Here is a 12,234-nt window from a genome sequence, read left to right as displayed (position 1 = left end):
CGGGCGCGATCCGTCATCCCCTCCCTTATCGGCTTTTGACATCCATCCGATCACGCAAGCCGTCCCCCAACAGGTTCAGCGCCATCACGACCGACATGATCGCCAGCCCCGGAACGGCGGTGAGATGCGGGGCAAGCAGGAGAAAAGAGCGGCCGTCGCTCAACATCGCCCCCCAGCTCGGCGTCGGCGGGGTGACGCCGAGCCCTAAAAACGAAAGGCTCGCCTCGGTTACGATCGCCCCGGCAATCCCGAACGTCGCTTCAACGATGATCGGCGCCGCGATATTCGGAAAGAGATGGCGGGTGATCATCCGAAACGGTCCCGCCCCGAGCGCCTGCGCCGCCGCCACATAGTCCAGCTCCCGGACCACCAAGATCTGCCCCCGGACCAGCCGGGCGTAGCCAACCCATCCCATCACCGACAAAGCGATGATCACGTTCCGAAGACTCGGTCCCAGAACCGCCGCCAGGGCGATCGCCAAAAGAATCCCCGGAAAGGCGAGAAAGACATCGACCAGCCGCATGAAGAGCTCATCAATCCACCCGCCGAAGAAGCCGGCCATCGCCCCCACCAGACAGCCGATCGTAAGAGAGATCGTCACCGTCGCCACGCCGACCCAAAGGGAAATCTGCGCGCCGTAGAGAATCCGGCTGAGCAGATCCCGCCCCAGCTTATCCTGACCGAGCGGGTGCTCGGTGGAAGGAGGCGCGAGCCCCTCTTTCAACTGTTGATCGAAGGGATCGTACGGCGCCAGAATCGGCGCAAAGAGGGCGGCGATTAGGAAGAACGCCAGGAGAATCAGGCCGAGGGTGATCCGTTTGTCTCTATTCATACTGCACCCTCGGGTCGACCGCCGCGTAGAGGAGATCGATCAGCAGGTTCACCAAAAGGTACGTTAACGCGATGGCGAGGATGCACCCTTGGACGAGCGGGTAATCCCGGCTTTGGATCGCCTGGATCGTGAGCCGTCCCAGACCGGGCCAGGAGAAGATCGTTTCGGTGATGATCGATCCGGTCAGCAGCGCACCGATCTGAAGACCGACGACGGTCAACAGCGGGACCAATGCGTTTCGAAGGGCATGTCTTAAAATCACCCGCCGCTCCGGGAGCCCCTTCGCCCGCGCGGTCAGGACAAACTCCTTCGGGAAGATCTCCAATAGCGAGGAGCGGGTCATCCGAACGAGGATCGCCGACATCCCAAGGCCGAGCGTCAATGCCGGAAGGACAAGAGAGGCGATCCCGTGGCGGCCGGAAACGGGAAGCCAATCGAGCTTCAGTGAAAAAAGAATGATCAGAAGGGGACCGAGCCAAAAAGTCGGCATCGAGACGCCGAAGAGAGAGAAAAGAAGCCCCCCGGCATCGACGGCGGTGCGGGGGCGAACGGCGGAGAGGATGCCGAGCGGCAGCGCGATCGAAAGGGAGAGGAGCAGCGCCGCGGCGGCAAGCTGGAGGGTGGCGGGGTAGCGCGCCAGGATCAGGCCGGCGACCGGCCGCTGGGAGGTGAGCGACCGGCCTAAATCGCCCCGGGCGACCCCGGCGAGAAATCGCCCGTATTGGGTCAGGATCGGATCATCGAGGTGAAGCGCCTCCCGAAGGGCGGCGCGGTCGGCCTCCGCCGCCCGCTCTCCGAGCATCACATCGATCGGATCCCCCGGGATGAGGTGGATCAGAAAGAAGACCAGCGTCAAGACGCCGAGAAGGACCGGCCCCGACCAGAGGAGCCGACGAATGAGAAAACGGGCCATCGCCTCTCTTAAAACAGGTCGATCCGCCGACCGTCCACCGATCGAAAAACGATCATTCCCCTTCCGGGGCGCTCCCTTTGATCAACCGGAAACCGAAGAAGATGACGACGCCGGTCAGTGCGGAGATATAGGCGCTGAAGAGCCAGAAGATCTTCATGCGACTCTGAAAAAGCTGGTAGCCGAGGAAGATCGCCACCATTAAGCCGAAGACGCAGGCCGTGGTGAACAGGGTCAAAACGAGTTTTCTTCGCTGCGGGGTCATACGCTAAAACTCAAACTGATTTTCCCGGGGATTATTCCATAAAGCCGCTCCGATTTTCAAGCTGAAAAATAGTTCCCCCGCCTCTCTTCTACGTAGGGCCAGCTTTCTTGACAAAGCCGGACGACATGTTACATTTTCGGTATTCGAACCCCATCTGTTACCAGTAAGGATTATGCATCTAAGAGGATTACCGGTCTCTCTTTTTTTTTCGCTCCTACTTCTCTTCCCATGCGCCGCATCCGCCGCCAAGGATTCCGCCGATGCTGTATCATGGTCGCCCATAGAGGGGGAGACCCTCCGTGTTTTAAAGCGCTTTTCCTCTGAACGCGGCCTCTCCCCTTCCGCCCCCCTTGAGGAGCGGGTCGGTTTTTATTTGAAAGCCGGGCTCTGGAACGCCGCCGAGCAGCTCCTTCAAAACCCGCCGCACGCGCCGCAGAGAGAAGCGCGGCAGCTTCTGATCAAACTCCGTGCCCTCCAGGGCCGGTTCGATCTGATCTACACCGCCTATCAAAAAGAACCTTCCCTCTTTCGCAATGAGCCGGCGCTCCTCGGATTGGCCGGACAGGGGGCTTTTCAGAAAAAAGCCTATTCGGAGGTGCTCACCATTGCCGGATCGATCTCTCCATCGAGTTCCTACGCGCCGTATCGCTACTACCTCTCGGCGCTCGCCTTTCTTTCCTCCGGCAATCAGAGCCGATTTGAGGAAGCGATGGCACGTTGGATTCAATGGGGAGAGCAACACCCTCGCTCTCTTTGGACCCTCCGAGCGCATCTCGTAAATGGATACTACCACCTTACCCGTAAATCGTATGCGCTTGCCTTCGCCAGTCTCGGCCGCCTTTTTGGCGAGACCCCTTATGCCGATCTGGCGATGCTAGGGATCGGCTGGAGTTACTTTGAAATCGGCGCCCCCGAAAACCTCGTCAGCATCCTAGAAGGGATGGAAGGGGGGAATTTCGAGGCGCGTCACCATGACCGGCTGTTTCAGATACTCCTTCGCTACCACCTCCGCCAAAAAGATCGGGTCGGAGCGATCGAAACGGTCACCCGGGCACGAACGGAAATCCGAGGGCGGATCGCGCGGCTTGAGCAAAATGCCGAGCGGATTCGAAAGGGGGAGCGCTCCCCATCCCCTGTTTTCCCTCCCGGATCGCTGTTAAAGCAGGCCCTGATACAGCTTCAAGAGGAAGTCGGCGAGAAACCCGAAATCACTTTCGTTCTCAATAAGGTCGATCTTCTCCTGCGCCAACAGGCCGTTGCTTATCTCAAAGAGGAAGCGAAGGCCTCTCGGGAGGAGGAGAAAAAACTTTCGGCTGAATTGGCCCGCCACTGCATCACGCTCCAGAGCGTCGGCGCAATATCCGGTGCGCCGGCTGCCGATCCGCTCTACCTTGAAGCGCGCGCCGCCGCCCTCCAGGGGAAAAAAGAAGCGGCCAAAGCTGCGCTGAAGCGGCTCCTTGAAGAAGCGCCGAGCGGGCCATATTCCGAGGAGGCGTCCTATCGGCTCGGCGAAATCGCCTTCGAGGAGGGAAGGTATGCCGAGGCAGCGGCCCATTATCAACCGCTGGTCGATCGCCCGGAATCCTATCTTCATCGCGCGGCGCTCTACAAGACAGCGTGGAGTTATTACCGGCAGAGCCAATCGAAAGAGGTCATTCCCATTTTCTTCCGACTCTGGTTCCCCGCCGAACAAGAAATCAAGCCGAAGGAAGGATCTCCCTGCCGATCGACCCCCGCGCCGGAGGAAAGGCAGGAGCACCTCCGTCTTCTCGCGTTGACTTTGCAGTCGGGCGGGAGCCCGGCCCGGTTGGTCGATTGGATCGGCGGCTGGTCGCCGGCGGAAAGCTTCTCTCTCTCCTCTGAAATGGCGAAATATTACGAAGCGGCCGGACAAAAAAAAGAGGCGGTGCAACTCATCCAAGCATGGGTGGCGGCCTACCCCGTCTATCTCGACACCCCCTTTCTCCACCGAACGATGATCGATTTTTACAATGAGCCGGTATCCGCTTCGACTCCCGAGGGAATTCAGGCCCGCGTCTCGTTCATCGAAAATTACCGGCCCGAGAGCGCATGGGCCAAAGAGAATTCTCCGGAACAGGTCGAGCGGGTGAAGCCGCTGCTGAAAGAACAGTTGCAATTTTTATTGACCTACTACCAGGTCGAAGCGAAGAAGGCGCAACGGGCGGCGCTCTATCAAAAGGTCCTCCCCTGGTATGATCTCTACCTTCAGATCTTCCCAAAGGAGAGTGAAACCGGCGAGGTCCGATTCGTTTATGCCGAGCTTCTCAGTGAGCTGAAGGAGGAGCGACGATCGGCCGAGCACTACCGGGCCAGCGCTTACACCGACCCGCTCCATCCCTTGGCGCCGGAGGCGGCCTACCGGGAGATCTTGCTCTTGGAGCGGCTCCTCTCTTCTTCCGATCCCGATCTCTGGGAGGGCTACACCCGCTTCATCCAAGGGTTCCCCTCCGATACGCGTCTCTCCCAGATCTATCTCAAACAGGCGGAGCGCGCGTTTCAACAGAAAGATTACGCCAAGAGCCGAGAATCGGCCGAGGTCGTCGCGATGGAGGAGGGGAGGCAGGGGTGCGCGAAGGAGACACAACGGAATTGCACCCTCTGGATCGCCGCGCAAAAGCTGATCGTGCAGGGATATTTGAACGACAACGATTATTCCGCGGCGATCGGACATTTAAATCGCTTCTTCGCCGACAAGGAACGTTTGCCTCTTCCTGAAAATGAGCGGGGGGCGCTCCAAAATCTTTTAGTCCTCTCTTATTATCAACAAGGAGAAGCGCTCAAGCAACAAGGAGAACCCGCAGAAGCGGCAGATTCGTTCTGGGGCGCCTACCGCGAAGACGATCGGAGCGAGTTAGCCCCGCTTGCCCTCTTCGAAGCGGCCGCTCTTTGGGGATCGGGCGAAAAGAAGGAAAAAGCAGAGGAGGCTTTCTCTACTTTCGCCAGGCGCTATCCTCAATCGGCCCTCTACCCTCTGGCGCTGCTGAGACTCGCTTCCCTTTACGAAGAGACCGACCGCCCTTTGGCCGCCGCGCAGGTTTACGAAGCGGCGGGGAGAATCGGAAACGATCCCGCTTTCTCCACACAGGCGTTGGGACAGGCCCTTTCACTTTATGAAAAGATGGCGGCGTGGGAAAAGGTCTATCTTCTCTCGCTTCAATGGGTGGAGCGCGCCCGGGGAAACAGAGCGCGTCAGATCGAAGGGATCGTGAGGGGAGCGGAGGCAAAATTAAAACTGGGAGAAGAGAAGAGCGCCGAGAAGATGCTCGGCGACCTCGTCCGGATCTTGGCGCAAGAAGCGGCAAAAAAATCGGCCAAGCTGAAAGAGACCCCTTCGTTTTATCGGGCGAAGGCCCATCTTCTGTTGGCCGACATCCAGATGAAGCGGTATGAAGCGATCCAATTGGTAAACCCGTTGGAAAAAAATCTCCAGAAGAAAAAGAGCCTCTTCGACCGGCTCCTTCAAAACTACGGCCAGGCCGCCGAGGATCCTTCGCCGGCGCTGGCCCTCGCGGCCACCCATCGGACCGGGGAGGTCTTTGAGGAGTTCAGCGAGTCACTCTTAAAATCAGAGCGCCCCAAGAATCTCTCCGCGGAGGAGAAGGAGGCCTACGATCGTCTCCTCATGGAACAGGCGCTCCCCTATCTTGAGAAAGCAAGGGAAGCCTACCGGCAAAACATCGACTGGGCCAAGGCGACAGGCGTCGAGAGTGATGAGAGCGGATGGATCGCCAAAAGCCGGGAAGGTCTCGAGCGGATTCACTCACAAGCCGAACGCTCTAAAACAGAGGAGGCGCACATTCGATGAAACCGACTCTTTTTCGAAAAGCGGGAATCCGATCGCTCTTTATCGTTCTAACCCTCCTCCTATTCCAGGCGCCGCTTTTCGGTGCCGACCGTCCGGCCCCTTCCGATAAGACGATCGTGCTGGATGAATCCCGGATCAAAGGGGCCGGGTCTGTCGCCAAAGGAGCCGGGGGAACCGGCTCGAATGAGCCCCTCCCCGCCCTATCGACCCCCCTTCCTTGGGAGGGAGAACAAGGAGGAGAGTCGAATATCGCCCAGGAAATCTTCCGGAAATTAGGAGAATCCGATCCTTCCTATTTCATGGAGGATCAGCTCAAAACAAGCGAATCATTTAAAGGAGAGAAACATGGAAATCGTTGAAATGCTGACGGCGGTTGCGAAGGAAGGGGGGATCTTTATCTCTCTGATCTTTCTGATTCTGATCTTCGGCATCGCGATCGTCATTGAACGGATCCTCTTCATCAATCGCTCCAAGGTCAACGGAACCGCCCTCTTGGGGACGATTCGCGAGGCGCTGAAGGGGAACAACCGAGAGGAGGCGCTCGCCGCCTGTAGTGTCTCGAAAGCCCCCCTGAGTCTGGTCTTCGCCAAAGGGCTCACCGAGGCGGCTCCGCCGATTCGGAAAGAGGCGGTCCAGGGGGCGGTCGACGAAGCGCTTCTGGAGATTGTGCCGCAGATCGAAAAAAGGATCGATTATCTCCCGACCCTGGCCAACACCGCCAATCTCCTCGGATTGCTCGGGACCGTCCTCGGCCTGATCAAGTCGTTCCAAGCGATCTCCGCCGCCGATCCGGCCCAGAAGGGGGCGTTGTTGGCGGAGGGGATTTCCACCGCGATGTATGCGACCGCTTTCGGCCTCCTGGTCGCCATCCCATTGATGTTCTTTTATACCATCCTTCAATCCCGGACCAGCCGACTGCTCGACCACATCGAGGAGTTCAGCTTTAAATTCGTAAAGATTCTCTCGGAAAAGAGCTGAGGGATGCGCAGGGAAATGTTCAAAAGAAAAAAGGCAGCGCGGACCGAGGCGACGGCCCTGTCGTTCAAGCTCGGCTACATCAATCTGATGATCACCCTCGTTCCGGTGCTCCTGACGATTGCCGTCTTCTCCCGGCTGGCGATTCTGGACCTCCACCTTCCCCGCCTGGGGGAGGAGTCAGGGGGGGTCACCCTTCAGCGTCCGGACGCGCCGGCCGCCGCCCCGCTCTCCTTGACCGTGGCGATTGAAGAAGAAGGGGTGGCGGTCTCGAACGGCCCGGAGCGGATCGCGATCATCAAACACCGGGAAGGGAGGCCCGACGCCGACGCCCTCTCGACGCTGATGCAGCGGTTGAAAAGGGAGCACCCCCACTCAAAAGAGGTCGTGATCTTGAGCCGGGCGAAGACAGTGTATGCCGACCTGGTCTCGGTGATGGACGCCTGCCGATCGGTGAACGGCGGACAGAGCGGCCTTCAATCCCTTTTCCCCGACGTCTCATTGGGGGAGATTTCCTGATGATTCGTCGAATGAAGCGGAAAAAGAGCATGGTCCCCTATATCAACCTGATTTCTCTGATGGATATATTTACGATCTTGGTCATCTTCCTTCTCTTCCAGGCCTCGAACGGAGAGGAGGTCCTCTCCGTCGCCAAAGATGTCATTCTGCCGGCGTCGACCGCCTCGCAGCCGCCGGAGCGGGCGTTGACGGTGACGGTCACACCCAAGGAGATCTTGGTCGACGGGACACCGGTGGCCGACACCGCAGCGGTCTTGCAGGAAAAGGAGGTCGTCATCGCCTCCCTCCAAAGGCGGATTTCGGCGGAAGGGGGAAAGAAGGTCACCATCCTCGGCGATCGAACGATTCCGTTTGCTCTTCTGAAAAAGGTGATGGTCACCTGCACCGACTCCGGCATCGAGCAGATCTCGCTGGCGGTTCTGAGCCGGGAGATGTGACGATGCGGGATGAGATGACTCTTCTCGATACCGATAAAACCTTCCGGCGCATCTTGACGGTGCTTCTCTCGTTCTATGCCGCCGTGGTGATCTTCGTTCAGGTGAAGGGGGAATCGTTTCATTTAAACACATTGGCCCGGATCGCGCCGCCGCAGGAGCCGCCCCGGGTGGCCCGTCTCCTCGTTGAGCCGCAAAAGGCCCCCGTTCTACCGGCGGCCCCGCCCGCTGTAGAGGCGCCGAAAGTCGGGCCGCTCAAATTAGAGCCCCCCCGAATCGAGCCGGCCCAAGTCGAAAAACCGGCGCTCCCCCCTTCGCCGAAGATGGCCCCGGGGGTGGAGCAGGCAGGGCCGGCCTCTTCGACGCCGGCCCCCCCGAAAGCGCCGCCTCAGGAACAGGTGAAGAATATCGGCCTTCTCGGATTGTTGGGAGGAAACAAAGGGTCCGGCTCGGCGTCCTCCGTAGGAAAAGGATTCTCTTCTCTGAAAGAGATCGCTCCTCCATCCGCGGAAAAGAAATCTTCCCCCTCTGCGCCTGCCGCTTCTTCCCCCCCGTTTCCTTCGTTCGCACAGGAGGAGATTGACAAAATCCGCCAACGGACGTTGGCCCAGCAGGAGACGACGTTGACACAGACACGGCAGGCGGCGGTTCAAGAGGACCTCTCTCAGGCGAAAATCACGCAGCAAGGAGGTATCGGAGGCGCGCAAAATCAGGAGGCCGTTTCCGGGATCGTTCAGCAGAACCGGGACAGATTACAGCTCATTTATAACAAACAGCTTCTGAAGAAACCGGGTCTGCAGGGATTTTTGACGGTCGAGTTCACCATCACCGCTCAGGGTCACGTCATTGAATGCCGGGTCGTCACCTCCTCGCTCTCCGATCCTCTCTTTGAGAGGGAGGTCCTCCAAGAGATCCTTCGATGGAAATTTCCGCCGACCGCTCAGGGAACCACCACCGTCCTCTATCCCCTTTCGTTCTCGCCCGCCGGCTGATAAACTCGGGGGTGTCTTCGATGACCCGACGAGTCGCCCCTACACCCCCCTACCGAATTGACAGGAAAAAGAATTAATGTCAGAATAGCATCGGTTTTGGGATATCCATGGTTGATTCAGAACACCTCCGGAAAATCTTAAGCGGCGCGCTCGCACTTTCGGCGAAAAAAATCGAAATAAACAGCCTTGCCGGGGACGCCTCCAATCGCACCTATCACCGGGTTTCGTGGGAAGAAAACGGGTCGGCCCGATCGCTGATCCTGATGGTGATGGCGGCGCCCGAAGGCTTCAAGGCCTCCGAGGAGGCGGTCAGCGGCGCGCCGACCGAGATCGCCGAACTCCCCTTCATCAATATTCAGCGGCACCTCCACGCCTGTAAGGTGGCGGTTCCCGAAATTCTCTTCTACGATGCGGCGCGCGGATGGATGCTTCTGGAAGATCTCGGCGACATCACCCTCGCCCAGGTGATTCAAGAGAAAGCGGCCGGCAACCCTGCCGTTTTGAAAGAACACTATCAAAAAGCGATCGATACCCTCCTGACGATTCAAGCGGATGCCACCGCCGCCCCGCCCAATGCCTGCATCGCGCACCATCGCGCCTTCGACCAGGCGCTCTTCGTCTGGGAGTTCGATCACTTTATCGAATACGGCATCGAAGCCCGAACCGGGATGCCGATCCCTCAAAAGCAACGCGATGCGATCCGGGCCTACTTTTCCGATATCGCCCTCCGGCTCGCCTCCTTGCCGCAGGTCTTCACGCATCGCGACTACCACAGCCGGAATTTAATGATCCAGACCGACTCCGTCGGGTTCGCAGTCCGCGTGATCGACTTTCAAGACGCCTTGATGGGCCCGCCGCAGTATGATCTCGCCTCGCTGCTGCGCGACTCGTACATCGATCTTCCGGAACCGGTGATCGACGATCTGATCGCCTATTACCTTCAACGGAAAGAGGCCCGTTCGGGGGAGCGGGTGCCGCCGGAGATGTTCCGGGAGTATTTTGATCTGGTCAGCATCCAGAGAAACTTAAAAGCGGCCGGCCGGTTCGTTTACATCGACCGGGTGAAGCAGAACCCGCGTTTTCTCCAGTATGTCCCGCCGACGCTCCGGAAGGTAAAGCGGAATCTTGAGAAACACCGGCGCCTCGCCCCGCTGCATGCCCTTCTGGCCGAATATGTAGAGGAGTTGCAACCGTAATGAAAGCAATGATTTTGGCCGCGGGATATGGAACGCGGCTTCGTCCCCTAACCAATGACCTCCCGAAACCGCTGCTGCCGGTGGGGCCGCGCCCCCTGATCTACTACAACCTTCTTCTCCTTAAGAAATATGGGATCACCGACGTCTTTATCAATGTTCATTACCTTGCCGATAAGATCATCAAAGAGGTCGGCAACGGTCTCCGTCTCGGAATGAACATCACCTACTCCGAGGAGTCGCAGATTTTGGGGACCGGCGGAGGAATTAAGAACATTCAGACGGCGATCGCGCGGGGGACCTTCCTCGTCATCAACGCCGATATCCTCATCGATCTGAACCTCGATAAATTGGTCGAGTTCCATCACCGGAAGAAAGGGGCCGCCACGCTGGTCCTTCGGGAAGATCCGGAGGTCGACCGCTTTGGAGCGATCGAAGTCGATCCCAAGGATCAGATCCGGAACATTCTCGGAAAAACGACCTGGAACGGGGAGAAGGCGCGCCGGATGATGTTCACCGGCGTCCATGTGATGGAGCCGCACGTGATGGATTATGTTCCCGCCCGGACCTTTTACTCGATCACCGATGCGTACGTGGAGATGCTCCGCAAAAACGAGAAGCTCTTCGGCTATGTGACGCGGGGCTACTGGAACGATATCGGCGAGATCGACCGCTACAAAAAGGCCGACCGCGATCTGAAGCAAGGGAAAATTCGTCTCAGCTACATCCGCTCCGAAACGGCGGTCTGATGATCCTCGAAGAGATCGAAGAGAATCCGAACTGCCGGCCCGCCGACATGATGCGGTTTCGCGAAATCGGCCCCGCCAAGAAAGTGGTTCAGGTCCGCCTCTACGATCAGGATCCAAACGGCCGGTGGTATCAGGTGACCGGATGGACCGACCAGAAAGAAGCGCCGGCCGCCGAGGCGTTCATCCAGCCGGTCGAAGACTCCGGCAGCGGCGTCGCCTATCTCCTCCACAGCGCCGGCAACTGCGGCCTTCGATTCAAACCCGACCCGGAAAGCCCCTGGAGCCTGACCGACCCGACCCAATGGGGAGAGCCGTTTCTGCTTCTGGGGGATCTACAGGATGTGGTGACGACGTAGGCTAATATCTCTCCCGCTGCTTTTCGAATGCCGCTTCATCTTCGGCGGTGTAGCCGAAGAGGCTCGGCGCAACCGAGGCGACGTAGTAGATCGGGCGAACGATCACATAGTCGAGCAGCACCCCGACCGGATGAAGGACGAAGGCGAGCAACCGGAAGGGATGGCCATACGAAGCGGCGTCGGCCGATACCTCGGCGCGCCGTGCCGCCTCCACCGGATAGAAATCGTCCCCCTTCTGCTTCCCGGCGCAGCCGGTCGATAAAACCGACATCAAGAGAAGCCCCGCCAGGAAGAGGCCTCCCCCTTTTATCCGAACGAACTTTTCCATGTCTCATCTCCTGTCTGATCAAAAGATTTTTGGTTTATCCTGCTAGGGATGAATTTGGCTGAGCGGCGTCGGCGGCCCTTCCGTCGTAAACGACCAGCTCTCCGCCGTCAAGAGGCGATTGCCGGCCCGATCTTCGATTCCCTCTTTTAAAATAACGGTGTACCGTTCTTCATAGGCCAGGAGCGATTTCGGCAAAAAGGTGACCGTTTGGGTCACAGGCTCATACGCAATGATTCCTTCCAGCTTCTCTTCATTAACCACAACGATCGAATCGGGTTTGAGACTGGTCGGCTCGATCGGTTTGTTAAAGGTCACCGAAATCAGTGTCGCCACGGGAACATGGGTCGCATTGTCCGTCGGGGTCGTCTGCTGAATATTCAGAAGGGTTTCTTCCGCCGATCGGGTCGTGAATGTCCAACGGTAGGAGAAGGGAAGATGGTGGCCTTCCAGATCGGCGACGTCGCCGGTGACGGCGGCCTGGTATTGCTTCGATGGCGCCAGCGGCGCGATCGGAGTCCAGGTGGCCGACTTCGTCTCGGGGTTGTAGTGGACGACCCCCTCGGCCCCTTCCACATGGAAGGTCTCCGCCGTCACGGTCCGCGGGTCGACCTGTTTTGTGAACTCCACGATAATCGGGGTGGTCGGCGCAACCTCGCTTTCATTTTCCCCCGGAACGGTCCGGACGATCCCGGGCGCCTCGCCGATCGGACCGATCGCCGCCGCGGCCGGAAAAGAGACAATCATTGCCGGGAAGATGAGCGCATAAAAAAATTTTGAGATGAAGCGACAGGGTCGGTCAATCATCGGCAGTCCTGTTTACCGAACGCCGGTGCAAAGGCCGGACCGGTTTTTCAG

The 12,234-nt window shown here is 58.6% G+C and carries 14 protein-coding genes; 9 read left to right on the top strand and 5 right to left on the bottom strand.

The window, feature by feature from the left end; translation table 11 throughout:
- Window positions 1–25 precede the first annotated feature (25 nt).
- From MCM46_11045 to MCM46_11035, 3 genes are read right to left on the bottom strand one after another with little or no spacing between them, the layout of a single operon-like run.
- Entirely contained in the window at window positions 26–832 is an 807-nt protein-coding gene (locus tag MCM46_11045; protein ID MCG3112343.1) for an ABC transporter permease, read from the bottom strand.
- Window positions 825–1,745 carry an ABC transporter permease gene (locus MCM46_11040; protein MCG3112342.1) on the bottom strand — a complete coding sequence of 307 codons (921 nt, stop codon included), beginning with the start codon at window positions 1,743–1,745 and terminating at the stop codon, window positions 825–827. Before MCM46_11040 ends, MCM46_11045 begins: the two co-directional genes overlap by 8 nt.
- Before the next feature lie 52 nt (window positions 1,746–1,797).
- Complete coding sequence (locus MCM46_11035) at window positions 1,798–2,007, bottom strand: hypothetical protein (protein MCG3112341.1); 210 nt, start codon at window positions 2,005–2,007, stop codon at window positions 1,798–1,800.
- A 172-nt stretch (window positions 2,008–2,179) separates the two neighbouring features.
- Between MCM46_11035 and MCM46_11030 the strand changes: the two genes are divergently transcribed.
- The 9 genes from MCM46_11030 (at window position 2,180) to MCM46_10990 (ending at window position 11,051) form a co-directional block, all read left to right on the top strand.
- Window positions 2,180–5,833, top strand: coding sequence for a hypothetical protein (locus MCM46_11030; protein MCG3112340.1), 3,654 nt, complete (start codon window positions 2,180–2,182; stop codon window positions 5,831–5,833).
- Entirely contained in the window at window positions 5,830–6,192 is a 363-nt protein-coding gene (locus MCM46_11025) for a hypothetical protein (GenBank protein MCG3112339.1), read from the top strand. The genes MCM46_11030 and MCM46_11025 overlap by 4 nt, the downstream gene beginning before the upstream one ends.
- Window positions 6,179–6,811: a MotA/TolQ/ExbB proton channel family protein gene (locus MCM46_11020; GenBank protein ID MCG3112338.1), complete on the top strand. Its 633-nt coding sequence runs from the start codon at window positions 6,179–6,181 to the stop codon at window positions 6,809–6,811. The genes MCM46_11025 and MCM46_11020 overlap by 14 nt, the downstream gene beginning before the upstream one ends.
- 15 nt (window positions 6,812–6,826) lie before the next feature.
- On the top strand, window positions 6,827–7,327 hold the full coding sequence (locus MCM46_11015; protein MCG3112337.1) for a biopolymer transporter ExbD: 501 nt from the start codon (window positions 6,827–6,829) through the stop codon (window positions 7,325–7,327).
- Entirely contained in the window at window positions 7,327–7,764 is a 438-nt protein-coding gene (locus MCM46_11010; GenBank protein MCG3112336.1) for a biopolymer transporter ExbD, read from the top strand. The genes MCM46_11015 and MCM46_11010 overlap by 1 nt, the downstream gene beginning before the upstream one ends.
- Window positions 7,765–7,766: 2 nt before the next feature.
- On the top strand, window positions 7,767–8,753 hold the full coding sequence (locus tag MCM46_11005) for a TonB family protein (protein MCG3112335.1): 987 nt from the start codon (window positions 7,767–7,769) through the stop codon (window positions 8,751–8,753).
- Window positions 8,754–8,860: 107 nt separating this feature from the next.
- Window positions 8,861–9,949 (top strand): phosphotransferase, encoded by a 1,089-nt coding sequence (locus tag MCM46_11000; protein ID MCG3112334.1) that lies wholly within the window; start codon window positions 8,861–8,863, stop codon window positions 9,947–9,949.
- Window positions 9,949–10,695 carry a nucleotidyltransferase family protein gene (locus tag MCM46_10995; protein MCG3112333.1) on the top strand — a complete coding sequence of 249 codons (747 nt, stop codon included), beginning with the start codon at window positions 9,949–9,951 and terminating at the stop codon, window positions 10,693–10,695. The genes MCM46_11000 and MCM46_10995 overlap by 1 nt, the downstream gene beginning before the upstream one ends.
- Window positions 10,695–11,051 (top strand): hypothetical protein, encoded by a 357-nt coding sequence (locus MCM46_10990; GenBank protein MCG3112332.1) that lies wholly within the window; start codon window positions 10,695–10,697, stop codon window positions 11,049–11,051. The genes MCM46_10995 and MCM46_10990 overlap by 1 nt, the downstream gene beginning before the upstream one ends.
- A gap of 1 nt (window position 11,052) precedes the next feature.
- Here MCM46_10990 and MCM46_10985 read toward each other — a convergent pair whose 3' ends face one another.
- Window positions 11,053–11,379, bottom strand: a complete 327-nt coding sequence (locus MCM46_10985) for a hypothetical protein (protein MCG3112331.1) — start codon at window positions 11,377–11,379, stop codon at window positions 11,053–11,055.
- A gap of 42 nt (window positions 11,380–11,421) precedes the next feature.
- Window positions 11,422–12,183 (bottom strand): Ig-like domain-containing protein, encoded by a 762-nt coding sequence (locus MCM46_10980; GenBank protein ID MCG3112330.1) that lies wholly within the window; start codon window positions 12,181–12,183, stop codon window positions 11,422–11,424.
- Between the last annotated feature and the right edge of the window lie 51 nt (window positions 12,184–12,234).

Source organism: Candidatus Manganitrophus morganii (assembly GCA_021651055.1).
GTDB classification, from domain to species: Bacteria; Nitrospirota; Nitrospiria; order SBBL01; family Manganitrophaceae; genus Manganitrophus; species Manganitrophus morganii.
The sequence above is the reverse complement of the archived record's forward strand: the minus strand, read 5'-3'. Positions and strand labels throughout refer to the sequence as shown.

Excerpts from the sequence above, each read along its gene's own strand:
- MCM46_11045 (MCG3112343.1), bottom strand. The coding sequence starts at position 832 with ATGAATAGAGACAAACGGATCACCCTCGGCCTGATTCTCCTGGCGTTC.
- MCM46_11010 (MCG3112336.1), top strand. The coding sequence starts at position 7,327 with ATGATTCGTCGAATGAAGCGGAAAAAGAGCATGGTCCCCTATATCAAC.
- MCM46_11005 (MCG3112335.1), top strand. The coding sequence starts at position 7,767 with ATGCGGGATGAGATGACTCTTCTCGATACCGATAAAACCTTCCGGCGC.
- MCM46_11025 (MCG3112339.1), top strand. The coding sequence starts at position 5,830 with ATGAAACCGACTCTTTTTCGAAAAGCGGGAATCCGATCGCTCTTTATC.
- MCM46_11015 (MCG3112337.1), top strand. The coding sequence starts at position 6,827 with ATGTTCAAAAGAAAAAAGGCAGCGCGGACCGAGGCGACGGCCCTGTCG.
- MCM46_11000 (MCG3112334.1), top strand. The coding sequence starts at position 8,861 with ATGGTTGATTCAGAACACCTCCGGAAAATCTTAAGCGGCGCGCTCGCA.
- MCM46_11040 (MCG3112342.1), bottom strand. The coding sequence starts at position 1,745 with ATGGCCCGTTTTCTCATTCGTCGGCTCCTCTGGTCGGGGCCGGTCCTT.
- MCM46_10980 (MCG3112330.1), bottom strand. The coding sequence starts at position 12,183 with ATGATTGACCGACCCTGTCGCTTCATCTCAAAATTTTTTTATGCGCTC.
- MCM46_11030 (MCG3112340.1), top strand. The coding sequence starts at position 2,180 with ATGCATCTAAGAGGATTACCGGTCTCTCTTTTTTTTTCGCTCCTACTT.
- MCM46_10990 (MCG3112332.1), top strand. The coding sequence starts at position 10,695 with ATGATCCTCGAAGAGATCGAAGAGAATCCGAACTGCCGGCCCGCCGAC.
- MCM46_11020 (MCG3112338.1), top strand. The coding sequence starts at position 6,179 with ATGGAAATCGTTGAAATGCTGACGGCGGTTGCGAAGGAAGGGGGGATC.
- MCM46_10985 (MCG3112331.1), bottom strand. The coding sequence starts at position 11,379 with ATGGAAAAGTTCGTTCGGATAAAAGGGGGAGGCCTCTTCCTGGCGGGG.
- MCM46_11035 (MCG3112341.1), bottom strand. The coding sequence starts at position 2,007 with ATGACCCCGCAGCGAAGAAAACTCGTTTTGACCCTGTTCACCACGGCC.
- MCM46_10995 (MCG3112333.1), top strand. The coding sequence starts at position 9,949 with ATGAAAGCAATGATTTTGGCCGCGGGATATGGAACGCGGCTTCGTCCC.